21 protein-coding genes and 1 riboswitch are annotated in these 25,010 nt (G+C 72.2%); of the genes, 11 read left to right on the top strand and 10 right to left on the bottom strand.

Translation table 11 applies throughout. The features are described 5' to 3' along the window. Positions 1-3: 3 nt before the first annotated feature. The 4 genes from ACZ7EG_RS09155 to ACZ7EG_RS09170 form a co-directional block, all read right to left on the bottom strand. A complete protein-coding gene (locus tag ACZ7EG_RS09155) occupies positions 4-918 on the bottom strand; it encodes an ABC transporter permease (protein ID WP_471074369.1) in 915 nt (304 codons plus the stop codon). Beyond that, complete coding sequence (locus tag ACZ7EG_RS09160; RefSeq protein ID WP_471074372.1) at positions 905-1,891, bottom strand: ABC transporter ATP-binding protein; 987 nt, start codon at positions 1,889-1,891, stop codon at positions 905-907. Before ACZ7EG_RS09160 ends, ACZ7EG_RS09155 begins: the two co-directional genes overlap by 14 nt. A 40-nt stretch (positions 1,892-1,931) precedes the next feature. After that, entirely contained in the window at positions 1,932-3,197 is a 1,266-nt protein-coding gene (locus ACZ7EG_RS09165; RefSeq protein ID WP_471074375.1) for a LolA family protein, read from the bottom strand. 243 nt (positions 3,198-3,440) lie between these two features. Beyond that, complete coding sequence (locus ACZ7EG_RS09170; protein WP_471074379.1) at positions 3,441-4,451, bottom strand: polyprenyl synthetase family protein; 1,011 nt, start codon at positions 4,449-4,451, stop codon at positions 3,441-3,443. 502 nt (positions 4,452-4,953) lie between these two features. Further along, positions 4,954-5,131: riboswitch (cyclic di-AMP (ydaO/yuaA leader) on the top strand. 3 nt (positions 5,132-5,134) lie between these two features. Here ACZ7EG_RS09170 and ACZ7EG_RS09175 point away from each other — a divergent pair. Then, positions 5,135-5,914 (top strand): transglycosylase SLT domain-containing protein, encoded by a 780-nt coding sequence (locus tag ACZ7EG_RS09175; RefSeq protein ID WP_471074382.1) that lies wholly within the window; start codon positions 5,135-5,137, stop codon positions 5,912-5,914. Here ACZ7EG_RS09175 and ACZ7EG_RS09180 read toward each other — a convergent pair. After that, positions 5,878-6,726, bottom strand: coding sequence for an HAD family hydrolase (locus ACZ7EG_RS09180; protein WP_471074385.1), 849 nt, complete (start codon positions 6,724-6,726; stop codon positions 5,878-5,880). The two genes, ACZ7EG_RS09175 and ACZ7EG_RS09180, sit on opposite strands and share 37 nt — an antisense overlap. 185 nt (positions 6,727-6,911) lie before the next feature. Here ACZ7EG_RS09180 and ACZ7EG_RS09185 point away from each other — a divergent pair, with 185 nt between their 5' ends. From ACZ7EG_RS09185 to ACZ7EG_RS09195, 3 genes are all read left to right on the top strand, one after another. After that, on the top strand, positions 6,912-7,982 hold the full coding sequence (locus ACZ7EG_RS09185; RefSeq protein ID WP_471074894.1) for a GNAT family N-acetyltransferase: 1,071 nt from the start codon (positions 6,912-6,914) through the stop codon (positions 7,980-7,982). 20 nt (positions 7,983-8,002) lie between these two features. Then, complete coding sequence (locus ACZ7EG_RS09190; protein ID WP_471074388.1) at positions 8,003-9,316, top strand: glycosyltransferase family 2 protein; 1,314 nt, start codon at positions 8,003-8,005, stop codon at positions 9,314-9,316. Between the two features lie 230 nt (positions 9,317-9,546). Then, complete coding sequence (locus ACZ7EG_RS09195) at positions 9,547-10,302, top strand: polysaccharide deacetylase family protein (protein WP_471074897.1); 756 nt, start codon at positions 9,547-9,549, stop codon at positions 10,300-10,302. Between the two features lie 127 nt (positions 10,303-10,429). Here the strand turns inward: ACZ7EG_RS09195 and ACZ7EG_RS09200 are convergent, their stop codons facing one another. From ACZ7EG_RS09200 to ACZ7EG_RS09220, 5 genes are all read right to left on the bottom strand, one after another. Then, complete coding sequence (locus ACZ7EG_RS09200; RefSeq protein ID WP_471074391.1) at positions 10,430-11,596, bottom strand: glycoside hydrolase family 26 protein; 1,167 nt, start codon at positions 11,594-11,596, stop codon at positions 10,430-10,432. After that, the gene (locus tag ACZ7EG_RS09205) at positions 11,593-12,033 is read right to left on the bottom strand and encodes a hypothetical protein (RefSeq protein WP_471074394.1); all 441 of its coding nucleotides are present in this window, start codon (positions 12,031-12,033) and stop codon (positions 11,593-11,595) included. Before ACZ7EG_RS09205 ends, ACZ7EG_RS09200 begins: the two co-directional genes overlap by 4 nt. Continuing rightward, positions 12,030-13,847 carry a glycosyltransferase gene (locus ACZ7EG_RS09210; RefSeq protein WP_471074397.1) on the bottom strand — a complete coding sequence of 606 codons (1,818 nt, stop codon included), beginning with the start codon at positions 13,845-13,847 and terminating at the stop codon, positions 12,030-12,032. The genes ACZ7EG_RS09205 and ACZ7EG_RS09210 overlap by 4 nt, the downstream gene beginning before the upstream one ends. Before the next feature lie 266 nt (positions 13,848-14,113). Next, entirely contained in the window at positions 14,114-16,531 is a 2,418-nt protein-coding gene (locus ACZ7EG_RS09215) for a lipopolysaccharide biosynthesis protein (protein ID WP_471074400.1), read from the bottom strand. Then, the gene (locus tag ACZ7EG_RS09220; RefSeq protein ID WP_471074403.1) at positions 16,524-17,783 is read right to left on the bottom strand and encodes a DegT/DnrJ/EryC1/StrS family aminotransferase; all 1,260 of its coding nucleotides are present in this window, start codon (positions 17,781-17,783) and stop codon (positions 16,524-16,526) included. Before ACZ7EG_RS09220 ends, ACZ7EG_RS09215 begins: the two co-directional genes overlap by 8 nt. Before the next feature lie 310 nt (positions 17,784-18,093). Here ACZ7EG_RS09220 and fahA point away from each other — a divergent pair, with 310 nt between their 5' ends. From fahA to ACZ7EG_RS09255, 7 genes are all read left to right on the top strand, one after another. Continuing rightward, entirely contained in the window at positions 18,094-19,305 is a 1,212-nt protein-coding gene (fahA, locus tag ACZ7EG_RS09225) for a fumarylacetoacetase (RefSeq protein WP_471074406.1), read from the top strand. A 321-nt stretch (positions 19,306-19,626) separates the two neighbouring features. Next, entirely contained in the window at positions 19,627-20,565 is a 939-nt protein-coding gene (locus ACZ7EG_RS09230) for a M56 family metallopeptidase (RefSeq protein ID WP_471074409.1), read from the top strand. Positions 20,566-20,870: 305 nt separating this feature from the next. Beyond that, complete coding sequence (locus ACZ7EG_RS09235; protein ID WP_471074412.1) at positions 20,871-21,659, top strand: GntR family transcriptional regulator; 789 nt, start codon at positions 20,871-20,873, stop codon at positions 21,657-21,659. 33 nt (positions 21,660-21,692) lie between these two features. Further along, a complete protein-coding gene (locus ACZ7EG_RS09240) occupies positions 21,693-21,920 on the top strand; it encodes a 4Fe-4S dicluster domain-containing protein (RefSeq protein ID WP_003992261.1) in 228 nt (75 codons plus the stop codon). Between the two features lie 15 nt (positions 21,921-21,935). Continuing rightward, on the top strand, positions 21,936-23,282 hold the full coding sequence (locus ACZ7EG_RS09245; RefSeq protein ID WP_471074415.1) for an ABC transporter substrate-binding protein: 1,347 nt from the start codon (positions 21,936-21,938) through the stop codon (positions 23,280-23,282). Continuing rightward, positions 23,279-24,157, top strand: a complete 879-nt coding sequence (locus ACZ7EG_RS09250) for an ABC transporter permease (protein WP_471074418.1) — start codon at positions 23,279-23,281, stop codon at positions 24,155-24,157. The genes ACZ7EG_RS09245 and ACZ7EG_RS09250 overlap by 4 nt, the downstream gene beginning before the upstream one ends. Further along, complete coding sequence (locus ACZ7EG_RS09255; protein ID WP_471074421.1) at positions 24,141-25,010, top strand: ABC transporter ATP-binding protein; 870 nt, start codon at positions 24,141-24,143, stop codon at positions 25,008-25,010. The genes ACZ7EG_RS09250 and ACZ7EG_RS09255 overlap by 17 nt, the downstream gene beginning before the upstream one ends.

The raw sequence follows: 25,010 nt of genomic DNA on the forward strand, positions 1-25,010 counted from the left end.
GCGCTACGCGGTGATGTCCTTCGCCGTGAAGCGCGCCCACGCCGCCGACCCGAAAACCGCCACGTACAGGGCCTGCAGACCGAGGTTCTTCGCCAGGTCGTCCCAGTAGACCGGCTCGCGCATGAGGTCGGCGAAGGACAGCCAGTAGTGGGAGAAGAAGTACGGCTGGAGGGCGTGCAGTTGCGGGATCTGGTCGAGGATCTGGACCGTGATCAGCAGGCCGACCGTCGTCGCCATCGCCGCGATGCCGCTGCCCGTCAGCGTCGAGACGAACAGGCCGAGCGCGGCGACGCCGATCAGTGAAGCGGCGACGGCCAGAGCGATCAGCAGGGCTCTGCCCAGGCCCTCGGCGAAACTGATCTGCGTACCGGAGATGGTCGTCAGGTCCCCGAGCGGGAAGAGCAGCGCGCCGACCGTCAGCGCCGAGACGGCGACCACGAGTGTGGCGGTCAGGCAGAAGATGACGACCGTCGCGTACTTGGTGAGCAGCAGGCGGCTGCGGCCGGCCGGGGCGACCAGGAGATACCGCAGCGTGCCGGAGTTGGCCTCGCCTGCGATCGCGTCGCCCGCGACGACCCCGACCGCCATGGGCAGGAAGAACGGGAGCGTGGCGGCCAGGGCGGTGAAGACGAGGAACAGGCCGTTGTTGGTGATCTGCGAGATGAAGGCGGGTCCGCCGCCGCCTCCGGGGCCTGCCGAGGAACCGTCGCCGGTCTCGATCTTCACCGCGATGCCCACGAGGACGGGGACGGCCGCCAACACCGCCAGCAGGGCCAAGGTGCGCCAGCGGCGGAACGTGGTCAGCAGTTCGTTGCGGAGGAGGGTGGCGCGGAAGGTCGTACGGCGTGTGCGGGCCGTCTGTGGCCGGTCGCGCAGTTCCCCGCGCCCCTGAGGGGTGCTCAGCTCAGCCCGCGACATCGAAGCCCTCCCCCGTGAGCGCCACGAACGCGTCCTCCAGCGAGGCCCGTTCGACCGTGAAGCCACGCACCCGGACCCCTGCCGTCACCAGCGCGGCGTTCACCTCGGCGAGGTCGCGGTCCGGGGGTTCGCCGGTCACCCGGTCGTCGGCGACGACGACGTCGCCGACGCCCTGCTCCTTCAGCACCCGGGCCGCCTCCGCCGGGTCAGGGGTGGTCACGACCAGCCGGCCGCGCGCCCCGGCGGACAGCTCGGCGACCGGGCCCTGTGTGATCAGCCGGCCCTGCGCCATCACGGCCGCGTGCGTGCAGACCTGCTCGATCTCGTCGAGGAGGTGGGAGGACAGGAAGACGGTCGTGCCGTCCGAGGCCAGTTCCCGGACCAGGGTGCGGATCTCGCGCATGCCCTGCGGGTCGAGGCCGTTGGTGGGCTCGTCGAGGACGAGCAGCCGGCGTGGCTGGAGCAGTGCGGCCGCGAGGCCCAGGCGCTGTTTCATGCCGAGCGAGTACGCCTTGGCCTTCTTGCCCGCGGCGGCCGTCAGGCCCACCCGGTCCAGTGCGGCGGCGACCCGGGTCCGCCGGGTGCGTGGATCGGCGGCCGGGTCGGCGCTGTCGTAGCGGAGGAGGTTGTCGCGGCCGGAGAGGAAGCCGTAGAGGGCCGGGCCCTCGATGAGGGCGCCGACGTGCGGCAGCACGGCGCGGGTGGCCCGGGGCATGGGCTGCCCGAGCACCCGGGCGGTGCCGGAGGTGGGCTCGATGAGACCCATCAGCATGCGGATGGTGGTGGTCTTGCCGGAGCCGTTGGGGCCGAGGAAGCCGAAGACGCTGCCCGCCGGGACGGTCAGGTCGAGACCGTCGACGGCGAGCTGTCCGCCGCGGTAGCGCTTGGTGAGCGCGTGGGTGGCGATGACCGGTTCCCCGGCCCCCTCCCGCGCCTGCCGCTGCTCCGGTTCCGTGGCGGACACCTCGCCCATCGGCTTCCTCGTCCTCTCGACGTCCCGTACGGCTACGGGACTACTTGCCGGCGTCGGCCGCCTTCACGAGCGCGTCCTTGGTGACCATGCCCGCGTAGACCTTGCCGTCGTCGGTGACGAGGGCGTTGACCAGGCGGGTCGAGAAGACCGTGCCCGAGCCGAACTTGCCGTGGACCTTGTCGCCGAGCGAGTCGATGAAGCCGCCGAACTCGCCGCCGGCCTCGCCCGAGGGCACGCCCTCGCCGCCGGTGTCGAAGGTGGCTATGGCGTTCCAGCCCTCGCCGATGGTCTTCATGCCGTCGTGGCCCTTGCCGGAGTCCTTCCCGGCCTTGGAGGCGTGGCCCGGCGCCTCACCCAGGTCGAAGGGCTTGCCGGGAGCCTTGCGCGCGGTCTCGCCCGAGGCCTTGTCAGGTGCCTTGCCGATGTCCTTCTCCTCGGTGACCTTCGCGCCCTTGGGCGGCGTGAAGTCGAAGGTGGAGGCGGCCGGCTCGGCGAAGCTCACCTTCGTGAAGCCCGCGTCGACCACGGCCGCGCCGCCGCTCGCCGGGGTGAGCGTGAACTTCAGCGGCATGCCGGTCTTCGCGTCCACGGCCACGGTGATCGCGCCGACCGTCGAGCCGGACTGCTTCGGCTCGACGACGAGCTTGTAGGCGTCCCGGCCGGCGACCTGGGCGGTGCCGTCCACGGTCACGGACGTCGTGTCGTCGACCGCCTTCAGGGCCTCCTCGGCGAAGTCCTTCGGCGTGGCCGGCGGCTGCCGGTCCTTGCCGCTCTCCGGGCTCTCGGAGGAGGTGCCGTGGTAGACCTCGTTGGACTTGCTGTCGTAGCCCCAGACGTCCTTGCCGTTGTGGATGACGCTGTACTCGGCGGCGTTCTCCAGCAGCGACAGCTTCTGCTTGTCCGGGCCGTCGACGGCGACGCGCAGGGTGTGCGTGCCGGAGGCCAGTTCGGTGAGCTTGGCCGTCGGGTCGGCGGAGGAGCCGCCCTCGCCCTCGCCCGCGGCGCCGGACAGCAGGCCGGACTCCAGGCCGCCGAGGTTCGGCAGGCCGAGGTCCGTGCTGATCTTCACCGTGCCGGACAGCTGCTGGACGTCCGACTTCGCGATCTTCTCGATGAGCTGCTGTGCGGTGATCTTCGGGAGGTCGGGGTCACCGGAGTCGGCGAGTGCGGGGACCAGCCCGATCGTCGCGGCCGCCACCCCCACCACCGTGACCGGGACGATGTACCGCGCGGCTTTGCGCCGCCCGGAGCGCTGCTCGTCGGCCTCTACGGCGGTCGTGCTGTCGTCGGATGCGTACGGTGCCATGTGTGCCCTACCTCCGTGGTCGGCGGCGGCTGTCCGTGTCGTCCACGCACTCGTCCCTGAGCCGCCATTCTCACCCGAACAGGTGAGGAGTGGTGTTTTCCGTGGTCACCATCTGACCAAATCGGCCAGGGAGATACGTCAGACCCCGGACTCAACTCCGCGTACTGCTGGGGTATGACACGGGAGGGCGGCTTCTCCCCCGACCCGTAGGGGTCGCGGGTCCGCGTCGCCGGCGGGGACGGGCTAGCCGGCCCGGTGCACCACCGCGTCGCACAGCTCCTGGAGCGCCGTCTTCGCGGTGCACTCGGGCAGCGGTGCCAGCGCCGAACGGGCGTCCTGGGCGTAGCGGACGGTGTCCCGCCGGGCCTGCTCCAGCGCCGGGTGGGCCCGCAGCAGGCGCAGGGCCTCGGTGTGCCGGTCGTCGTCGGTGAGGTCGGAGTCGAGCAGCTCGCACAGGGCGATGTCCTCGGCGAGCCCGAGCCGGGCGGCGCGCTCGCGCAGCCGGAGCACCGGCAGGGTGGCAATGCCCTCGCGCAGGTCGGTGCCGGGGGTCTTGCCGGACTCGTGGGAGTCGGAGGCGATGTCGAGGACGTCGTCCGCGAGCTGGAAGGCGACGCCGAGCCGCTCGCCGTACTGGGTCAGCACGTGCACGACGGTCTCGTCGGCGCCGGACATCATCGCGCCGAACCGGCACGACACCGCGATGAGCGAACCGGTCTTGCCGCCCAGCACGTCCAGGTAGTGCTCGACGGGGTCCCGGCCGTCCTGCGGTCCGGCCGTCTCCAGGATCTGGCCGGTCACCAGGCGCTCGAACGCCTCGGCCTGCACCCGGACGGCCTCCGGGCCGAGGTCGGCCAGGATGTGCGAGGCGCGGGCGAAGAGGAAGTCGCCGGTGAGGACCGCGACGGAGTTGCCCCAGCGGGTGTTCGCGCTCGCGACACCGCGGCGTACGGCGGCCTCGTCCATGACGTCGTCGTGGTAGAGCGTGGCGAGGTGGGTCAGCTCCACGACGACGGCCGACGGCACGATCCCGGGCGCGTGGCGGTCACCGAACTGGGCGGAGAGCATCACGAGCAGCGGGCGGAACCGCTTGCCGCCGGCCCGCACCAGATGCTGGGCGGCCTCCGTGATGAAGGGCACCTCACTCTTGGTGGCCTCGAGCAAGCCTTCCTCGACAGCCGTCAATCCGGCCTGGACGTCGGCTTCCAGAGCCTGGTCCCGCACGCTCAGCCCGAACGGCCCGACGTCGGTCACGAGGGGTCTCCTGTCTGCTGTGTCTGCCGGTGATTACGCGGATTGTCGATAGGTCGCTGCCCTCACTCGAGTCAGCGTATCCGGTCACGTTTCGATCACCGCCAGCGCCCATGGTTACAGGCCGGGTGGTATCCGATCACGACCGCTATGTTTTCGATCAACCCATAAGAACAGATATTTATCGACTTACCCAGGGGTAGCGAGATATGCACGATTTGCCGTGATGAGTCATTGAATTCCCCTTGGTGGAAATTGCTCCACGGGCTCGCGATCAGTGAGTTGAATCACTTCTTCCCCTTTTCCGCCCCGCATCCACACCGGCCCGTACCGCCTTTCCCCGAAGGCCAGTTGAGTCTTGGCTCCCGCAAAGGATCAAGCGGACCAAACACCCCCGACCAAGGTCAACCGCGCGATATGTGACTGAGGTGCTTGTTCCCGACATGTGCTCTCGCATACGTTCCGGCCCTGTCCGGCGGACGCCTAATCCTGCCGCCGCCCGGACTCCCCACAGGAACCGACTCACTCACGCGTGGCAGGAGCGGGGGACCCAGGTAAGTCGCCGGTCCGCACAGCGGCACGGCTCGGGGTGAAGCCGCGTACGGCACACAGCGCCGTAGGCGGCCGGGCACCTCCCGGCCCGAACCCGACAGCTCACCTCGCAGGCGCCGGAGAGGAACATCGCCATGGCCGGACGAGGCAAGCACCGTCGCCCCAGAACCAACCCGCTGACCCGAGGCATCGTCGCCGCCGGGACCGGCGGAGCCGCACTCACCCTTCCGCTCCTCGGCGCCACGCACGCGAGCGCCGCCGAACCCCAGAGCGCCCCCGCCGCGGCGCAGTCCGTGCCCCGGGCGGCCCAGCCCGCCAAGTCCCTCACGTACACCGTGATCAAGGGCGACTCCCTCGCCCGCATCGCGGACAAGTACGACGTCACGGGCGGCTGGAAGCAGCTCTACAAGGACAACCGCGCCGCAGTCGGCGACAACCCGAAGCTGATCCATCCGGGTCTGAAGCTCAAGGTGAAGACCACCAAGTCGGTCGCGCCGAAGAAGACGGCGACCAAGTCGTCCGCCCCCGCCAAGCCGGCCGCGAAGCCCGCCGGCGGTGTCACCCAGGCCACCCAGGCGTCCGCGAAGACCTACGCGAACAACCTCGACGGTTGGATCCGCGAGTCGCTGGACATCATGGCGCGGCAGGGCATCCCGGGCTCCTACGACGGCATCTACCGCAACATCATGCGCGAGTCGTCCGGCAACCCCCAGGCGATCAACAACTGGGACTCCAACGCCGCCAAGGGCACCCCGTCCAAGGGCCTGCTCCAGGTGATCGACCCGACGTTCGCCGCCTACCACGTGCCCGGCACCCCCTACGACCCGTTCGACCCGGTCGCCAACATCACCGCGGCCTGCAACTACGCGGCCGACCGCTACGGCTCGATCGACAACGTCAACGGCCCGTACTGAGCCGACCCGCCCAGCAGTCGCTCGAGGACGACGGCGATGCCGTCGTCCTCGTTCGACAGGGTGACCTCGTCGGCCACGGCCTTGAGTTCGGGATGGGCGTTTGCCATCGCGACGCCGTGACCGGCCCAGTCGAACATCGGGATGTCGTTGGGCATGTCGCCGAAGGCGATGGTGTCCGCCGGCCGCAGGCCCAGATGCTCGGCGGCCAGCGCCAGGCCCGTCGCCTTGGTGATCCCGCACGGCTGGAGCTCGACCGTGCCGGGCCCCGACATCGTCACCGTCGCCAGTGAGCCGACCACCGAGCGGGCCGTCGCCGCCAACTCGTCGTCCGTCAGGTAGGGGTGCCGCAGCAGCACCTTGCTGATGGGCTCGCCCCACAGCTGCTCGCGCCGCTCGACCCGGACCGCGGGCAGGGTCGGGTGCGGCATCAGATAGCCCGGCTCGATCAGCGTGAGCCCGTCCACCCCGTCCTGGTCCACGGCCGCGTAGACCTGCCCCACCTCGGCCTCGATCTTGCCGAGGGCGGTCTCCGCCAACTCCCGGTCCAGGGTGATGGACCACAGCAGCCGGTCCGCGCCGGCGTCGTACACCTGAGCGCCCTGCCCGCACACCGCGAGCCCCGTCGCGCCGAGGTCGTCCAGGAGCGGCCGCACTCTCGGCGCCGGCCGGCCCGTCACCACGAGGTGCTGGGCACCGGCGTCCGCCACCCGTGCGAGCACGGCGAGAGACCGGTCGGAGAGGGTGTCGTCGCCGCGCAGCAGCGTCCCGTCCAGATCGGTGGCGATGAGTGAATATGCGAGGGGTGCGGCCATGATCAGAGAATACGGACAACGCGCCCCTTCGTTTCATCGCACGGCGGACGCCGATTGCCCGGTTGAAGGCCTCTGCACCAGTTGGCAACAAGATGCTCCGCTACCTACCCGTGGGGCCGCATAGAGCGGTACCTTCCAAGTGTCCAGGGGGACTTGATCGGGGGGTCGGGTTGAGCAGTGGGCGCATTCGCGTGGCTGGGCCCGGGGAGCTCGGCGAAAGGGAGAGGGAGCGCTGGCGTGCGCTGCGCGCCGTCTCGGAGGCACCGCGCAACCCTTTCATGGAGCCGGAGTTCACCGAAGCCGTCGGCCGGTTCAGGCCGGGGGCCCGGATCGCGGTGGTGTACGAGGGGCCGGAGCCGGCCGGCTTCCTGCCCTATGAGCGGGGCCCGTTGGGGCAGGGCCGGGCGATCGGGCTGGGTGTCTCGGACGCGCAGGGCGCGATCCTGCGACCGGGCCTGGACGTGGAGACGGGTGAACTGCTGAAGGCCTGCTCGGTGTCGAGCTTCGCCTTCGACAATCTGGAGGCCGAGCAGCGGCTGTTCGTCCGGTACGCGGCCGAGGAGCACGCCACCTACGTCATCGACGTGGAGAAGGGCTTCGAGACGTACGAGTCGGTGCTGCGCGCGCAGTCGCCGAAGTTCCTGAAGACGACCCTGGCCAAGGAACGCAGGCTGGGCCGGCAGGCCGGTGAGCTGCGGTTCGTCTTCGACGAACGCGACCCGGCCGCGCTGCGCACGCTCATGGAGTGGAAGTCCGCGCAGTACCGCAGGACCGGCCGCCGGGACCGGTTCGCCCAGGAGTGGATCACCCGGCTCGTCGGGGAGCTGGCCCGGACCCGGGCGCCGGAGTGCAGCGGCACGCTGTCCGTGCTGTACGCCGGTGAGCGGCCCGTCGCCGCGCACTTCGGGCTGCGTTCGGCCTCGGTGCTGGCCTGCTGGTTCCCTGCCTACGACCCGGAGTTCGCGAAGTTCTCGCCGGGTCTGGTGCTGCACCTGCGCATGGCCGAGGCGGCGGCCGCCGCCGGTATCGGCACGCTCGACCTGGGGCGGGGTGCGGCCGAGTACAAGGACGCACTGAAGACGGGCGAACTGCCCGTGTACGAGGGTGCGGTGACGCGTCCGGGAGTCGGCGCGGCGCTGCACTGGCTGAGCCGCGAGCCGGCACGCCGCGCGCACAGCTTCGTCCGCAGCAGGCCGCGACTCGCGTCGCTGGCCGCGCGGACGCTCAAGGGCGCGGCTCGGCTGCGCCGTACCTGACACACGAGGGGGGTGGGCGCATGGCCCGTTCGGTGCGTGCGCGGGAGGAGATACGGCGGTTCCTGGACATCGGGGCGGTGCAGGTCGCCGAGCTGGACCTCGACGGTGACGAGGCGGTGCTCAGACCCGGTCCGGGGAGTCCGCCCGTGACACACGGAGAGGTGTTCGTGCTGGTCAGGAGAGGCGGCCGGCCCGTGGGGACGCTGCTCGGGCGGGTGCCGGAAGGGGCGGATCCGAGGGCCGTGCTGGCAGAACGGGCCCGGGCGGAATGCGGGCCCGCCGACCTCGGCGAACCCGGGGAGCCGCCGTACGCGAGTGTCGTCGTCGCGACCCGGGAGCGGGCCGGGCAGCTGGCCCGGGCGCTGGACTCGCTGCTGGCGCAGGACCATCCGCGGTTCGAGATCGTCGTCGTCGACAACGCGCCCGTCACGAGCGAGACACGGGAGCTGATCGAGCGGAAGTACGCCGAGCGCGTGCGGTACGTCTGCGAGCCTGTTCCGGGGCTCGCAGCCGCCCACAACGCCGGGCTGGACGCCGTGCGCGGCGAGGTGGTCGCCTTCACCGACGACGACGTGGTCGCCGACCCGCGCTGGCTGACCGAGCTGACCGCGCCCTTCGCCGCCGACCCCGGACTCGGGTGCAGCACCGGGCTGATCCTGCCGGCGCGGCTGTCCACCCCGGCCCAGGTGCTGCTGGAGAGCCATGGCGGCTTCGCCAAAGGCTTCACTCCAAGGACGTACGACCCGGCGCACCCGCCGGGCGACGAGCCGCTGTTCCCGTTCACCGCCGGGCGGTTCGGCTCGGGCGCGAACATGGCGTTCCGGACGGCGGTGCTGCGTTCCGTCGGCGGTTTCGACCCCGCCACCGGGGCCGGGACGGCGGCCCGGGGCGGCGACGACCTCTACGGCTTCGTCCGCGTCCTGGCGCAGGGCCACCGGTTGCGCTACACGCCGTACGCCCTGGTGTGGCACCACCACCGGGAGACCTGGCGGGACCTGGAGACCCAGGCCTACGGCTACGGCGCCGGGCTCACCGCCTACCTCACCGCGGTGCTCGTGAACCGGCCCGCGCTGCTGCCGGCGTTCCTGGCGAGGCTGCCCCGCGGCCTCGCCCACGCCCGCACGCTGACGGCGGTACGCGAGACGGACGGGGCGGACGGCACCGGCACCGGCACCGGCACACCGGGCGACCACGACGCCCGCACGCACCCCTGGCCGCGGCGGCTGTCGCGGCTGCAACGCAGGGGGATGCTGTACGGGCCGGTCGGCTATCTGAAGGCACGGCGTGCGCTGCGCGCGACCGCTCGTGAGAAGACGGCTCGGGGGGCGAGATGACGACGGACGACAGAGACCGGGCGGCCCGGGGCGAGATGACGACGGACGACAGAAGCCGGGCGGCCCGGGGCGAGATGACGACGGACGACAGAAGCCGGGCGGCCCGGGGCGAGATGACGACGGACGACAGAAGCCGGGCGGCGCGGGGTGCGCGGGAGGGTGAGGGGCCCATAGGCCCGCCGCCTGCGGAAGGCACTCCCGCCATCCCCGTCTTCCTGTACCACTCTGTGATGGACGATCCGCCGGACTGGATCGCCGAGTTCACGGTCACGCCGAAGCAGTTCGCCGCGCATCTCGACGCCGTCGTCCGCAGCGGGCGTACGCCCGTCACGATCAGCGCGGTCGCCGATCACCTGGCCGGGCGGGCGCCGCTGCCGCCCCGCCCCGTGCTGCTCACCTTCGACGACGGTTTCGCCGATCTGCCCGGACCCACCGCCGAGGCGCTGACCGAACGCGCGCTGCCCGCCACCGCCTATCTGACCACCGGCGCCATCGCCCCGGGCGGCCGCAGTCTGCTGCCGCCCGCCCCGATGATGAGCCTGGCCGGCGCTGCGGAGCTGGAACGTTCCGGCATGGAGATCGGCAGCCACACGGTGACGCACGCGCAGCTCGACACCCTGTCCGCCAAGGCCCTGGCCTACGAGCTGCGCGCCTCCAAGGCCGTGCTGGAGGACGCCCTCGGGCACGAGATCCGGCATCTCGCCTACCCGCACGGCTACAACAGCCCCCGGGTACGGGCCATGTCGGCCAGGGCCGGCTACGAGACGGCGACGGCCGTGCGGCACGCGCTCAGCTCCGACCGCGACGAGCGGTACCGCATCGCCCGGCTCATCGTCCGGCGCACCCATACGGTCGCCGATGTCGAAGGCTGGCTGGCCGGGGCGGGCGCGCGGGTCGCCCCGTACCGGGACGGGCCGAAGACGATCGCGTGGCGGTGGTACCGGCGGGCCCGCGCGGTGCTGCACGGGCCCGAGTTCGCGGGCTGACCCCGCGCCAGGGCCGGAGTCGACAACCGGCGACAACGCGGCGGAGGCGCGCCCCACGCCCCAAGCCCCAAGCCCCAAGCCCCAAGCCCCAAGCCCCAAGCCGCCGACATGATCCGGACGACAAACCTCAGCGCAGCGGCTGGTTCAGGTACGGGTCGGAGACGGCCTTGCGCAGGCTGTCCCAGGCCGCGTCGTTGGCCACCGCCAGGTTGCAGTGCGGTCCGGGGTCGCGGTAGTTCCACTGGAGGGCGGCCCTGACGCCGTCCAGGCCCTTCAGCACCCCGGGCACCTGCGCGTACCACTCGGCCTGCCGCTGCGGGCGGTTCCCGTCCGCAGCGGTGCCGAACTCGGAGAGCATCAGCGGCTTGTCGTCGGAGATGTTCGCGCGGATCCAGTCGTGCGTGGCCTTCTGGGTCTGCGCGAACGTCAGCCAGCCCGCGTCGTGACAGCGGTAGTAGTTGTACTGGTTGTAGCCGATCCAGTCGACGTAGTCGTCGCCCGGGTACATCCTCTTGATCTCGTCGGCGTGGTCGAGGTATCCGGTGGTGATCCACGTCCACACCACGTTGTCCACGCCCAGGGCGCGGAACCGGTCGTGGATGTGCCGGTAGGCCTTCACGTAGTCGGCGGGAGTGCCGCTCGCCGGGGTGCGGGTGTCCATCTCCAGGTCGAAGGAGAGAAACACCTTCTTGCCGTAGTCCTTGATGCGCCGGGCCTGGACGTCGATGACCCGGTCGTCCAGCTCGCCGGCCGCGATCTGCTCCCAGGTCGGCTGCTGCCGCTTCGTGCCGCCCCACCGCTTGCTCTCCCAGGAGAGCAGCAGCAGGTGGTCCTCGCCCACGCGCCGCTCCTCCGGCGTGAGCAGCTGTCCCTCCCGCCGCGTGCCCGAGGGCAGGGACATGTCGTGGTACGTGTACACGATGTCCAGCTCGCGGCCCACCCGCTTCTCGTAGGCGCGCACCTTCTCCGGCAGGTCGCTGCGCTCGTGCGGCACGAAGGCCCCGAACCAGGCGCCGCAGGGCGGTTCCAGAAGGGCCGTCGGGCGGCAGTCCGCCCGGGACCCGGCCGCTCCCTGCTCCTGCGGTCCGGAGGCGTCCCGCAGGGCGAGTACGGCGACCAGGACCGCGCTGACGACCGTGGCGGACGTGATCAGCAGTCGGCGGCGACTCGATGCCAGCGGGCCGGCGGCCGCGTGCTCTTGGCGCGGATCGTCCTCGTGCGGCTTCCTGCGGTGCTGGCCGCCGGTGACGTGCGGCGTGCGGCGAAAGGGACGGTGGGGGCGGTTGAACCTCACTGAGCGGAACCCTTCGGTGTCCTCGGTGTCGTCCTCGGCTGCGGGGATGCGCGCAGCGGCGGACAGAACGCGGTGAGTGTGGTCAGCAGCGTCAGCGTCAGCAGCACCCGCTGCGCGCTGAAGGTGTGCGTGGCGATCAGCACGGTCGCGACGAGCATCACGGCGCCGATGCTCAGGAACAGCGTCAGCATCAGCCGCTCCAGCAGATCGGAGTGGCGGGCGAATTCCGGGTCCCGGCGCTCCACGGGCCCTTCGGCGGGCCGCGCCCCCAGGGCGGGGGCGCAGACTCTGACCACGGCCGCGCCCGGCCCCGCCGCCAGGAACAGCACGACCGCGGCGCCCCGCAGCGGCGATCCGCCGGGCAGGGCGAGCGCGGCCAGCGCCAGCCAGCCGCCGAACGGGGGCAGCATTCGGACCACGAGTTCCTGCGGTGTCATCGCTCCGCTCCCCCTGACTGCTCCAGTACGTAGAGCCATCCGGCGCTGTTCTCCGCCACGAGCCGGAACCTCGGTGACGCGGCGACGGACTTCTGGATGCGCTCCAGCTGCGCCCGGTCGAGCTGCCCGTTCATCTCGGAGTTGGCCAGCTGCCCTTGGGTGAGCAGGAAGTAGGCCCGGGCCGGCCGTTCCACTCCGGCCATGTCGCGCGCGAGCGTTACGGCGGGTTTCCTGACGATCTGATCGACGTGACTGCGGCCGTCGTCGAGGAACCAGTAGTGGTCGACGCTCCCGTAGTCGGCGTACGCGTCCGGGTAGTTGCGGTTGGCGGCCACGACCAGCGAGCCGTCGGGCGCCTGGTCGAAGAGCTGCCGTACGAGGGCCACTTCCTGGGGCGGGAAGTAGTTGATCCGGTCCTTGCCGGAGTAGGCGGGCACGAACGCCAGGGTGGTGCCGAGCAGCGCGGCCAGCGGCACCCAGGTGCCGGCCCCCCACCGGCGGGCCCGGGCGGAGCCGGTGGCCTGCAGGTTGCCGGCCTCCTGCGCGGCGGCGTCGGCGGCCAGGGTGCGGACCTTGGGCAGCAGCGCCGCCGCGGCGAAGAAGGCGGCGCCGGGCAGCATGAACAGCAGCACCCGGAAGATCATCTCGCTGCCGTAGCTGCTGGCCGCGAACATCGGCAGCGGGGCCGCCGCGACCAGCAGCAGGGGCCGGGCGCGGTGGCGCAGCACCCGCTGGCGCCACACGCCGACACCCGCGAGCAGCAGGACGGAACCGGACAGCAGCCGGGCCGCCCAGGACGTCGCGATCGCTCCGGTGCCGGTCGGAGTGGCGCCGTAGCCCGTCTCGACGTTGGCGCCGACGTCGCCGATGGAGCGGATCATGTCCGGCATCGCCGCGGACAGGAAGGGCAGCGCGGCCGTGAGGCACCAGGCCAGGAAGATCACGACGGTCGTGACGGCCGGGACCCAGTCGCGGTAGCGGCGGCTCAGGCACAGGGCGAGCAGGCAGACGACCAGCATGCCCGGGGTGAGCTGGTGGGAGATGACGATCGCCACGATCATGACGGTGATCACCACCGTCCACACCGCCTGCCGCGGCTGTCCGCGCCGCACGGCGGACCGGCCGAAACGCCGCAGGACGATCGCGAGCACACCCACGTGCAGCGCGTACGCCACGGACTGGGGGGAGAAGTAGTCCTGCCCGACCCAGTTGGCGACGTAGAAGAGCCAGACCGCGGTCCAGATCAGCCGCCGGTCCTCGGTGAAGGTGCGGTAGATCAGCAGCAGCGGGAGCAGCAGCATCAGGCTGGAGACCAGGGGCCACCAGGCCATGAACATCGCCGTCGAGTCCACGCCCAGCAGCCGCTGCAGGGCGGCCTGGGCGGCGAAGAAGCCCGGCCACTGGTCGTACACCGCCATGTCGCCGACCTGATCGGCCGTCTGCAGTCCGCCGGCCGTCAGCAGATGGTCGATGACCGCCTCGTGCTTCCACGCCCAGGCATACAGCGGGGTCGGGTAGAGCACGGCCTGCGTGGCCCGCTCCATCACCAGCAGGCCCAGCACGTACGCCGCCGACCAGGCTCCCGGGCGGCGCGCGTCGCGGACCGTGAACCAGAAGCCGGTGGTGAGCACCGCGAGCCCTGCCCAGAACGTCGGGTGCAGTGCGCTGACCAGCCCGTAGTCGTCGAGCCGCGAGACGTCGGTGTGCCGCACGGCGTACGCCCAGAGCGCGAGCGCGACGAGCAGCGGGACAGCGGGCCGGGCGTGCGGGCGGCGACCGGACCAGGCGGGGGGCAGGTCGGACAGATCCGTCACGGGCTCATGGGCGGGGCTCGACGACTCCGAGGAGGAGGGGCTGGAGGACTGGCTGGCCGTCTCGGGGCCGCCGGCGGGGGTGTTCGCGCCGTCCCGTGCGGGTGTGGGTTCCGGCGTGGATCTCTCCCTCGGTGTGACTGGCGGACGCACGGTGGTTCCCCCCTGGTTGTTGCTCTCTTCGGCTCTCTTCGGCCCTCTTCGGCCCTCTTCGGCTCTCTTCGGGCCTGTTCGGGCCTGAGCTCGGGTCGGTCTCGGCTTCGGTGTGATCAATCGCGGGGCCGGCCGGTCGGTGGTCCGTCGGCCGTTCGGTTGGCTATGGGGCCGGTCGAGGCCGTGGTGCGGGAGCGCGCCCGCGCCGACGCGGCGCGGTGGAGCAGCAGGAGCAGCGTGAGGGCGGCGAGCAGGGGCGGCGCGAGGGGTGCGAGCGCGTCGCGCCACACCCAGCCGCCGACCGCGACGAGATACACAACCCCCCAGCGCCCCGGCCACGTCAGCCGGCCGCCCGCACTCGCGAGCAGCAGCCCCAGCGGTACGAGACACAGCAGCTGGCAGACCGGCGGTGCCCAGCGCAGCAGCGGCTCGGGCCCGTCGAGCCCCACCGCGTCCGCCAGGAAGCCGGCCGTCTTCTCGTACAACGCCCCGTGCACCGGCCGCGGTTCCCGTCCGAGGGCGACCGGTGCGGCGTACAGGGCGCACACGACGGCGCCCAGGGCCACGCCGGGCAACCACGGGTCGCGCCGGGTGCTCAGCGTGACCGCGGCGACGAACACCACGAGCAGCATGCCGCCCGCGGTGAGCGACGGCAGGGGCAGGCCCTCCAGCAGCTGACGCCCGCTCAGAGCCGCTTCGGATGCCCGGTCGAGCCACGGCAGGTCCCGCAGCGGGGCCCAGAAGAACACGACGGCCACACCGAGCAGGCTCCACAGGGCGCCGCGCAGCCGCCGCTCCCGCGGCAGCTCCTGATCCGGTTCCGATGCCTCGTGGTCCGGTTCGAATGCTTCGTGGTCCGGTTCCGATGCCTCACGGGGCGGTACCGATGCCTCACGGGGCGGTACCGATGCCTCACGGGGCGGTACCGATGCCTCACGGGGCGGTACCGATGCCTCGCGGGGCCGTTCCGATGCCTCGCGGGGCGGTGGTTCCCTGGTCGGTCCGTCCGGCCGCACGATGAGCGCCAGTGTGTCCGCCTGCAGCGCCTCGCGCTCGTACCCGGGGCGCCCGATGAACAGCGTGACCGTGTCCTGGTCGCCGTCCTTGGACTGGCAGGCGGCCCGGCGGGCCCAGGTCGTGCCGTATCCGGCGGTGGCGTTGAGTTTCGCCCAGTGGGTGCCGTAGGCGGGGCCGGCCGGTGGACGGACGGCCGGGGCGCTGTCGTCGTGGCGCAGGGCCGCGCGCAGTCCGGCCATGGAGACGACGGCGATCAGCGTCATGCTCAGCAGCACCGCCCAGCCGGCGCCCGCGATCCCGGACGGGGTGAACAGCACGGCCGCACTGCCCAGCACCAGGGCGCACATGGCCCCTTGGAGCGCGGCCAGCACACCTGTGCGCCCCTGTACGCGCAGTACGCCGATGTACAGCTCCACCACGACCCGTGGCAGGGCACCGAGGGCGAGCAGCCGCAGCACGGTCGAGCCGTGCTCGGCGTAGTCCGGGCTGAAGGGCGTGAGGATCTGCGGGGCGAAGACGACCAGCACGGCCACGACCGGGACCAGCAGCAGCGTCATGCGCCGCAGTGCGCCCCGGACGCCGTCGGCGAGCTGGCGCGGGTCGTGCGAGGCGTGCGCGGTGAGGGACGAGGCCATGTTGATGGCCATGAACTCCATCGTTCCGCCGACGGTGTAGGCCACGTAGAAGTAGCCGTTCTCGGCGGCGCTGAAGCGGACCGCGACCATCACCGGCAGCAGGTTGATCATCGCCAGGCTGAACAGGGCGCCCAGCGAGTCCCCGGCCAGGAAGCGGCCCATGTCCCGGATCTTCGGGGGTTCCTTGTCGCGCTCGGCCGCCGCCTGGCGCGGGATGAGCCGGCGGAAGATCAGCCAGCCCAGCGGCAGGGTGGAGAAGGCGATCGCCACCGCCCAGGAGACGAAGATGCCGAGGACGGGCAGCGTGCCGGCGAAGACGGCCAGGAGTGCCAGCTTCCCGACCGAGAAGACCGCGTTCCCGGCGGGCACCCACTCGGCCTTGCGCAGCCCGGTGAGCACCCCGTCCTGAAGGGTGAGCAACGCCCAGGCCACACAGGCGGCGACGAACACGGCACCCGCCACGGGCGTGCCCAGGGGCGCGTAGGACGCCCCCCACGCGTCGAGCGTGAGCAGGAAGACGGCGGCGGCGAGCGCCACGATCAGCGAACTGGCCACGTACGTGCCCCACACCAGCCGCCCGGTCTCCCGTCCCGCGCGCGGGACGAAGCGGACGACGGCGCCGATCATCGTCGTCGCCGTGATGCTGGCGAGCAGCCGCATCGCGGCGATCGCGGCCGACCCCTGGCCGACGGCCTCCTCCGTGTAGTAGCGGGCGGCCACCAGCCAGAATCCCAGGCCCAGTACGGCCGAGACGCCGGTGCTGAGCATGAGGAAATAGGCGTTCTTGAACAACGAGTCGTGGGTGTGGTCGCTTTCGGCAGGCTTCGGCCCGCCGCCGTCGGTGCGCGCGGCGGCGGGCTCGTGCACCTGGATCTCAGCCACGGGACTGTCCCAGCCCTCCCGGTGTCGGCTCGTTCCCGGGCAGTTCTCCCGGCGCCCGGACGGGTCGCGCCCCGGAGCGCTCCAGCACCTCGACGACCGTCCTCGCCCGCAGCGGGTCCACGGGCAGCGCGTGCCGCGCGAACCAGCGGGCCGCCTCGGGGGCCGGTGAGGGGTCGGTGAACTCCGCACCGGCGTAGTCGTCCAGGGGCGGGTCGTAGAGGTAGCCGACGACGATGCCCTGCCGCGCCAGCGCCGCCATCGCCGCGTCCCGGTCGGCCACGAACAGCGGGACGCGGAACAGCGGCTGCGTCCCGTGGCCGTCGCGCGGCTTGGCCCAGGGGGTGGACATCAGCAGTTCCGTGCCCGCCCGGCAGGCGTCCAGCACGTCGTCCAGCCGGTCGAGCCGGTGCCCGATGCGGCGCTGCCGCAGCCGGCCGGACCGAAGGCGGTAGTCGTGCATGTCGACGCGCACCCACGGGTGGTGGGCGTCGAGCCCGGGCGTCTCGCGGGCGGCGAGGGCGAGTTCGTCCGGGCGCAGCGGCATCCGGATCTCCTCGCGGTCCGCCAGCCCCAGCAGCCGGATCGCGGACCGGGCGGCGCGCCGCAGCCGCAGCCCGCGCACCGCCGCCTCCGCGTACGGCCGGACCAGATAGGCGAGTTCGGCGCTCGCCCGGCGCGGCGCGAGCAGTTGCTCGCAGGTCTTCTCCACCGCCTCCCGTAACCCCGGATCGGCGAGCGAGAGCATGCCTCCGGCCTTCGCCCCGACGTGCTTGGACAGGCTGAACACGGAGGCCTCACCCCACGCCCCGACCGGCCGGTCCCCCACCCGGCTGCCGATCGCGTGCGCCCCGTCCTCGAAGAGCGGGATCCCCAGCGCGTCGCACTTCTGCCTGAGGCGCGGCGCCGGGTCCGGGTTCCCGTACAGGTTCGTCGTGAGCACGGCCGACACCGAGCCCCACACCTCGCCCGGCACGGCATCGATGTCGATGGACGCGTCGAGCGGGTTCAACGGCGCCTGCACCGGCCTCAGTCCGGCCGCGAGCACGATGAAGAAGATCACGTCGTCGTTGACCGGCGACATCAGCACCCGTCCGCCGGGCGGGCACCAGTGGCGCAGCGCCACGTACAACCCGAAACGGCACGACGGTACATACACACATTCCCGGCCGAGCCGGACGCGCATGGTCTCTTCCAGCCGCTTCGGCTGTGCACCACGCCGCACCGAACCCGGACCGGCCTCCCCTATGGCCATCCGCCCCCCAGATGTGCCGTGGGAAAGCCCCCTCCCCGAGGCCTTCCGGCACCCGCCCAGAGTCGCCCCGTTCGCACCGCTCCGTCAAGATTGCGTCGCGTCCTGTGGATAACTTCCGGCACGTACGAATGCGGCGTCCCGTCCGGCGCGCCGGAGTCACCCCGTCCGGTCCCACCCGGGCCTACCTGCCCCGTTCGCCTCTTCGCGCCTCCTCGGACTCTGCCCAGGACCGGTGTGTCACCCGTAACGTGTGGCACGACCACGAACACGTGGCGACGACATGGCACACCCGAAAGCGAGGCAGCACCCGATGCCCCCCTTCGATGTCCCCGAGGGCGACCCCTTCGGCCCGCACAACCTGCCGTACGGCGTGTTCTCCCTCCCCGGCTCGTCCCACCGGACGGTGGGCGTCCGGCTGGGCGACCATGTGCTGGACGCGGGCGCGGCGGCCCACGCGCTCGGCTCGCCGTACGCCTCCCTGCTCGCGCGGCCGACCCTCAACCCGCTGCTGGCCGCGGGGCGCACGGCCTGGTCGGACGTCCGGCGGGCGCTGACCGCCTGGGTGACCGTGCCGTCCCACCGCGAGACCGTCGCACCCCTGTTCCACCCCCTGTCGTCGGTGACCCTGCACCTGCCGTTCGAGGTCGCGGACTACGTCGACTTCTACGCCTCCGAGAACCACGCCCGGAACGTCGGGCAGATGTTCCGGCCCGACGCCGAGGACTCCCTCACCCCCAACTGGAAGCACCTGCCGATCGGCTACCACGGCCGCTCCGGCACTGTCGTCGTCTCCGGCACGGAGGTCACACGGCCCTCCGGCCAGCGCAAGGCCCCCACGGATGCCGCTCCCGTCTTCGGCCCTTCCGTCCGCCTGGACATCGAGGCCGAGGTCGGCTTCGTCGTCGGCGTGCCCTCCCGGATGGGCGCGCCGGTGGCCCTCGGCGACTTCCGCGAGCACGTGTTCGGGCTGTGCCTCCTCAACGACTGGTCCGCGCGCGACATCCAGGCCTGGGAGTACGTGCCCCTCGGCCCGTTCCTCGGCAAGTCCTTCGCCACCTCGGTGTCGGCGTGGATCACCCCGCTGGACGCCCTGGAGGAGGCCCTCGTGGCGCCTCCGGCCCGGACGCACGAGCTGCTGCCGTACCTGGACGACGGCGACGAGGAACCGGGCGGCTACGACCTGCGGATCAGTGTCGCCGTCAACGGTCACGTGGTCTCCGAGCCGCCCTTCTCCACGATGTACTGGACGGCCGCCCAGCAGCTGGCCCACATGACCGTCAACGGCGCCTCCCTGCGCACCGGCGACCTCTACGGCTCCGGCACGGTCAGCGGCCCGGCGGAACGGGAACGCGGCTCCCTGCTGGAGCTGACCTGGAACGGCCGCGATCCGCTCGAACTCCCCGACGGCAAGCGCACGTTCCTGGAGGACGGGGACGAGGTGACCCTGACGGCCTGGGCCCCGGGGCCCGACGGTGTGCGGGTGGGGCTCGGCGAGGTGACGGGGCGGGTGGTCCAGGGCTGAGTCCGTGTGAGGCCACGTCCCAGCCGACGACGGTCCCAGTCCTCGGAACCGGCCGGGGGCAGCCGGCCGGCGCCCTCTCCGGTTCCGTCCGCCGGCGCTCGTCCTGTTCGGATGTCGTTCGACCCCTGACGCACACCGCCCGGCCCGTCATACTGGGCGCGGGGCGGTGTGCCCGCACGTCCGCCACGCTCGTCGTGGCCACCGGTGCGCTCGTCGGGGCCACCGGTGCGCTCGTCGTGGCCACCGGTGCGACAGGCGACCGCCCTCCCCCGCACGCCCCGTAGCCGCCCCTCTTGTGACGAGGAACCGGAGCCCGTGGTCATGACCGTCTGCCTGCTCCTGCTGAGCGTCGTCGCCGTGACGGCCGCCGTCCCCGTTCCCCGTGCGCTGACCCGGGCGTCCTGGCCCGAGCGGGAACCGGTGGTCGCGCTGTGGGTCTGGCAGTGCCTGGTCGCCACCGTCCTGCTGGCGTGCGTGACGGCGCTCTCCCTGGGCGCCGCCGCCGTATTCGGCACGGTCCGCGCGCAGCTCTTCGCCCCGGCGCCACCCGCGGTGACCGCGGCGTACGACCTGTCCGCCGCCCCGCCGTGGGCCGCCGCGCTCACCCTGCTGCTGGCCTGCGGCGCCGCCTGGACCACCGCGATGCTCGCGCGGGAACTCGTCGAGGCGCGTCGGCGACGGGCCAGGGCCCGGGCCCATCTGCGGGAGCGCGCCCCCGACCTGCCGGCCGGCCTGCCCGCGGCCCGGGGTCCGCTGCTGGTCCTGGAGGACGAGTACCCGGACGCCTGGTGGATGCCCGGCCACCCGCCCCAGCTGATCGTCACCACGGGCGCCCTGCACCGTCTGACCGGCCACCAGCTCGACGCCGTCCTCACCCACGAGCGGGGCCACGCCCGGGCCCGCCACGACTGGCTGCTGCACCTGTCCACCGCGCTGGCCACCGGCTTCCCCCGCATCCCGCTGTTCGCCCATTTCTGCGACCAGACCCACCGCCTGGTCGAACTGGCCGCCGACGACACGGCCTCCCGCCGCTGCGGCCACCTGACCACGGCCCTGGCCCTGATCGAGCTCAACCAGCACCGCGGAGTCCTGTCCTGCGCCTCCAGCCACCGCCTGCTGGGCGAGCGGGTCGACCGGCTCCTGCAACCGCCGCCCCGGCTGGGCCGCCGGCACCGGGCCCTGACCACCACGACAGCCGCGCTCGTGCCGCTGCTGCCTCTGCTGATCGCGTTCGCGCCGGGCCTGACGGCGCTGTCGTAGCCGCACCTGCCGAGAGACGGCGGGCTGTCGGAGCGACACCGGCGGAGAGGCGGCCGACTGTCGGAGCGACACCGGCTGAAAGACGGCCGACTGTCGGAGCGACACCGGCTGAAAGACGGCCGACTGTCGGCGCGGCACAGGCTGAAAGACGGCCGACTGTCGGCGCGACACCGTCCGGGCGGTCGGTGGCGGATCCGGTCAGAGGACGGCCAAACGGCCAGCTCACTCGTCGGACGCGTCACATCCCCGGTGGCGCAACATTCCTGCAACACCACTTTTCCTATCGGATAGGTATGGTCCGACCCATGCCCAGTGACCGCATCCGAGACCACGCCGGACAGGGAGCCGCGACCACCGTCGCCGCCCACCGCGCGCGGCGACGGCTGCGCGCCGACCGGGCACGGCAGTTGGCGGACCTGCTCCGGCGACTGCTGCTCACCGGCGCCTTCCCCGATGGGGTCCTCCCGCACGAGTCGACCCTCGCCACCGAGTACGGCGCGAGCCGCAACACGGTCCGCGAGGCACTCGACCTGCTGCGGGCCGAGGGCCTCGTGGAGCGTCAGCCCGGTGTCGGCACCGTGGTCGTGGCCCACAAGTACCCCCACGGCCTCGACCGCCTGATGGGCCTCGCGGAGACCCTTCGCGAGCACGGCCGGGTCACCAACGAGGTCCGCACCATGGGCCCCTCCCCGGCACCCGCGCCGGTCGCCGACCGCCTCGGGCTCGCGCCCGGCACCGACGTCCTCTACATCGAACGCCTGCGCAGGCTCGGCGGACTGCCCCTGTCCCTCGACCTCACCTACATCCCCCTCGACATCGGCACCGGCCTGCTCGGCGCCGACCTGGAGAACACCGACGTCTTCCGCCTCCTGGAAGCCGTCACCGGCCAGCGCCTCGGCCACGCCGAGATCACCCTGGAAGCGGTCAGCGCGGACACCCACTCGGCCGCCGTGCTCGAGGCCCCGCGCGGCACCGCCGTCCTCATGCTGGAACGCCTCACCCACCTCGCGGACGGCCGCCCGGTCGACCTGGAGTTCATCCGTTTCCGCGGCGACCGCATCACCATGAGCGGCCTGCTGCACCGGAACCGGTAGCCAACCCGCTCGCGCACATCCCTGGAGACAGCCATGCCCTTGGCGCCCCAGCGGGCCGACGTGCCCGTGACCATCGACGAGTCGAAGTGCATCGACGGCTGCACGCTCTGTGTGGACATGTGCCCGCTGGACTCCCTCGCCATCGACGAGCGCAACGGCAAGGCGTACATGCATGTCGACGAGTGCTGGTACTGCGGCCCGTGCGCGGCCCGCTGCCCCACCGGAGCCGTCACGGTCAACATGCCCTATCTGCTCCGGTGAGAGGCCCGAACCATCATGAAACGCACAGTCGTCGCCATGTCCGCCGTCGTCCTCCTGCTCCCGCTCAGCGCCTGCGGCGGTGACGCGGAGGCGGGCAACGGCTCCACGGTCACCGTCACCGTCGGCTACCAGTCCAGAACGATCAACACCGTCACGGCGGGCACCCTGCTCCGCTCCCTCGGCTCCTTCGAGAAGCAGCTCAACGCCCTGAACGACGGCATCCACTACAAGGTCGACTGGCAGGACTACGCCACCGGCGCCCCCATCACCGCCCAGATGACCGCCGGGAAGATCGACATCGGCTCGATGGGCGACTTCCCGCTCCTCATCAACGCGGCCCGCGGCAAGCAGCTGAACAACCCCACCCGCCTGGTCTCGGTCACCGGCTACAACCTCCGTGGTGGCCTCAACACCATCGTCACCGCGCCGGACTCCAAGCTGACCTCCCTGAAGGACCTGGAGGGCAAGAAGGTCTCCACGAGTGTCGGCTCGGCCGCCGACGGCACCCTCGTACGGGCCCTGCAGCGCGCCGGCATCGATCCGAACGGCGGCATCGAGAAGCTCAACCAGCAACCGTCCGTCGGCGCCTCCGCCCTCGCGGCGGGCAGCACGGACGCCTTGTCCCAGTTCGTCGCCTGGCCGGGCCTGCTCGCCTTCCAGGGCAAGGCGAAGGCGATCTACGACGGCGCTCGGATGAACCTGCCCACCTTCCACGGCGTCACCGCCCGCGAGGACTTCGCGAAGCGGCGCCCGGCCGTGCTGGAGGCATTCCTGAAGGCCCAGGCGGAGGCGACCGACTATCTGAACGAGCAGCCGGTGGACGCCGCCGAGAAGGTCGCGAAGGCGACGGGCCTGCCCGCCGAGGTCGTCTACCTCTACAACGGCGATCACGGCATCGCCACCTTCGACCCGGCCATCAAGCCCCAGCTCGTCTCCGCGCTGAAGCAGGACGTCTCGATCCTCAAGTCGGCGAAGCTCACCGGCGACGTGGACGTCGACTCCTTCGTCGACGACCAGTACGTGAAGAAGGCCCTCGGAACGACGTCGTACACCAGGCATCTCGCCACGAAGCCCGCAGCGGCCGCGAGTGAGGCGTGGCCCAAGGGCGCCTCCAAGACCGTCACTTTCGACTCCCCCTCCGAGCTCCTGCGTTACGTCGCCGGCCACCGTGACGGCCTGCGTGCCTCCTACGTCCCCGACACCACCACCGGCACCCTCTGGTTCGCCGACAAGGCCGTGTGGGTGGCCGACGGCGACAGGCTGCTGCCCTTCGTCGCACCCGACACCGCGCAGGCGTACATCGCCGGGCACGGCGGAGCGCGGATCGTCTCCTACGCCGACGCTCTGGAGCGGGCCTCGTGAGGCGGTATGTGCTCCGCGTCCTCTCGCTGGTCGCCGCCCTCGGCCTGTGGCAGGCGCTGACCAGCCTGAACGTCGACCTGTGGCTGCGCTTCTCGCAGTTCCCGGCGGTCACCGACGTGGCCCGGGCCTTCGCCGGCCGGGTGTCCGGGCCGGACTACTGGACGGACCTCACCGACAGCCTCACCCGGATCCTCACCGGCTTCCTGCTGGCCGCCGTCCTCGGTGTGGCCACGGGCGTGCTCGTGGCGCGCTCGCGTCTCGCCGAGGACCTGCTCGGCCCGGTGCTGGAGGTGATCCGCCCGATCCCGGCCATCGCCCTGGTGCCCGTCGCGATCCTGCTGTTCCCCTCGAACGAGCAGGGCATCGTCTTCATCACCTGCACCGCCGCCTTCTTCCCGGTCCTGGTCTCCACCCGGCACGCGGTGCGCGCCCTGACACCCGTGTGGGAGGAGGCCGTGCGCACCATGGGCGGCGGCCGGTGGCGGATCCTCGGCTCCGTCGTCCTGCCGGGCGCCCTTCCCGGCGTGTTCGGCGGTCTGTCCGTCGGCATCGGCGTCTCGTGGATCTGTGTGATCTCCGCCGAGATGATCTCCGGCCAGTACGGCGTCGGTTACCGCACCTGGCAGGACTACACGGTCGTCGACTACCCCGGCGTGTTCGTCGGCATGGTCACCATCGGCGTGCTCGGCTGGCTCACCTCCACCGCCGTGGAACTCCTGGGCCGCCGCCTCACCCGCTGGCTGCCCCGCACCGCGTACGTGCCCGGCGCCCGGCCACCCCGGCCCACCCGGTCCGTGAAGCCGGCACCGGCCGCCCCCACCGCCGTCCCCGGCGGGGCCCGATCCGAGGAGGCACGCGATGAGCACCTCGTCTGAGACCGTCCCGAACACCCCGTCCGGGGCTGCCCCGGACACCTCGTCCGAGACCGCCCGGCACGCCTCGTCCGAGACCACCCGGAACGCCTCGTCCGAGACCGCCGCCGGCGCCGCCCCGGTGCGCGGCACCCGCCTCGGCCTCACCGGCGCCTCCCTCGGCCGACCCGGCGCGACCGCCTTGGACAAGGTCGACCTGGACATCGCCCCCGGCGAGATCCTCACCGTCGTCGGCCCCTCAGGTTGCGGCAAGTCGACCCTGCTGCGCACCCTGGCCGGCCTGCTGCCGCCGCTCGCCGGCGAGATCGCCCAGGACGGGCACCCGCTGACCGGCCCCTCGGCCGACCGGGCCCTGGTCTTCCAGGAGGACGCCCTGCTCCCCTGGCGCACCCTGCGCGCCAACGTCGAACTCCCCCTCGCCATCCGCGGCGTACCCCGCGCCGAGCGCCGGAAGCAGGCCCAGGCCTGGCTGGAGCGGGTCGGACTCGGCTCACAGGCACGGCAGTTGCCGCACCGGGTCTCCGGGGGGCAGCGCCAGCGCGTCCAACTGGCCCGCGCCCTGGCCGGACGCCCGCGCGCCGTCCTGATGGACGAGCCGTTCGGCGCGCTCGACGCGCAGACCCGCGCCGGGATGCAGGACCTGCTGGTGGAGGTGCTCCAGGGCACGGGCGCCACCGTCGTCTTCGTCACCCACGACGTGGACGAGGCCCTGTTCCTCGGCGACCGCGTGGCCCTGCTCGGCGCGGGCGGCCTCGTCGCCGTCCGGGACATCCCCCGCCCGCGCGACCGCGGCGCACACGACGACCCGGCGCGCGTGGCCCTGCGGCGCGACGTCCTCACCTCGCTCGGTACGTGA

It is taken from the genome of Streptomyces sp. NPDC037100, from assembly GCF_055606225.1.

Excerpts from the sequence above, each read along its gene's own strand:
- ACZ7EG_RS09155 (WP_471074369.1), bottom strand. The coding sequence starts at position 918 with ATGTCGCGGGCTGAGCTGAGCACCCCTCAGGGGCGCGGGGAACTGCGC.
- ACZ7EG_RS09160 (WP_471074372.1), bottom strand. The coding sequence starts at position 1,891 with ATGGGCGAGGTGTCCGCCACGGAACCGGAGCAGCGGCAGGCGCGGGAG.
- ACZ7EG_RS09165 (WP_471074375.1), bottom strand. The coding sequence starts at position 3,197 with ATGGCACCGTACGCATCCGACGACAGCACGACCGCCGTAGAGGCCGAC.
- ACZ7EG_RS09175 (WP_471074382.1), top strand. The coding sequence starts at position 5,135 with ATGGCCGGACGAGGCAAGCACCGTCGCCCCAGAACCAACCCGCTGACC.
- ACZ7EG_RS09180 (WP_471074385.1), bottom strand. The coding sequence starts at position 6,726 with ATGGCCGCACCCCTCGCATATTCACTCATCGCCACCGATCTGGACGGG.
- ACZ7EG_RS09190 (WP_471074388.1), top strand. The coding sequence starts at position 8,003 with ATGGCCCGTTCGGTGCGTGCGCGGGAGGAGATACGGCGGTTCCTGGAC.
- ACZ7EG_RS09195 (WP_471074897.1), top strand. The coding sequence starts at position 9,547 with ATGGACGATCCGCCGGACTGGATCGCCGAGTTCACGGTCACGCCGAAG.
- ACZ7EG_RS09205 (WP_471074394.1), bottom strand. The coding sequence starts at position 12,033 with ATGACACCGCAGGAACTCGTGGTCCGAATGCTGCCCCCGTTCGGCGGC.
- ACZ7EG_RS09220 (WP_471074403.1), bottom strand. The coding sequence starts at position 17,783 with ATGGCCATAGGGGAGGCCGGTCCGGGTTCGGTGCGGCGTGGTGCACAG.
- fahA (WP_471074406.1), top strand. The coding sequence starts at position 18,094 with ATGCCCCCCTTCGATGTCCCCGAGGGCGACCCCTTCGGCCCGCACAAC.
- ACZ7EG_RS09230 (WP_471074409.1), top strand. The coding sequence starts at position 19,627 with ATGACCGTCTGCCTGCTCCTGCTGAGCGTCGTCGCCGTGACGGCCGCC.
- ACZ7EG_RS09235 (WP_471074412.1), top strand. The coding sequence starts at position 20,871 with ATGCCCAGTGACCGCATCCGAGACCACGCCGGACAGGGAGCCGCGACC.
- ACZ7EG_RS09240 (WP_003992261.1), top strand. The coding sequence starts at position 21,693 with ATGCCCTTGGCGCCCCAGCGGGCCGACGTGCCCGTGACCATCGACGAG.
- ACZ7EG_RS09245 (WP_471074415.1), top strand. The coding sequence starts at position 21,936 with ATGAAACGCACAGTCGTCGCCATGTCCGCCGTCGTCCTCCTGCTCCCG.
- ACZ7EG_RS09255 (WP_471074421.1), top strand. The coding sequence starts at position 24,141 with ATGAGCACCTCGTCTGAGACCGTCCCGAACACCCCGTCCGGGGCTGCC.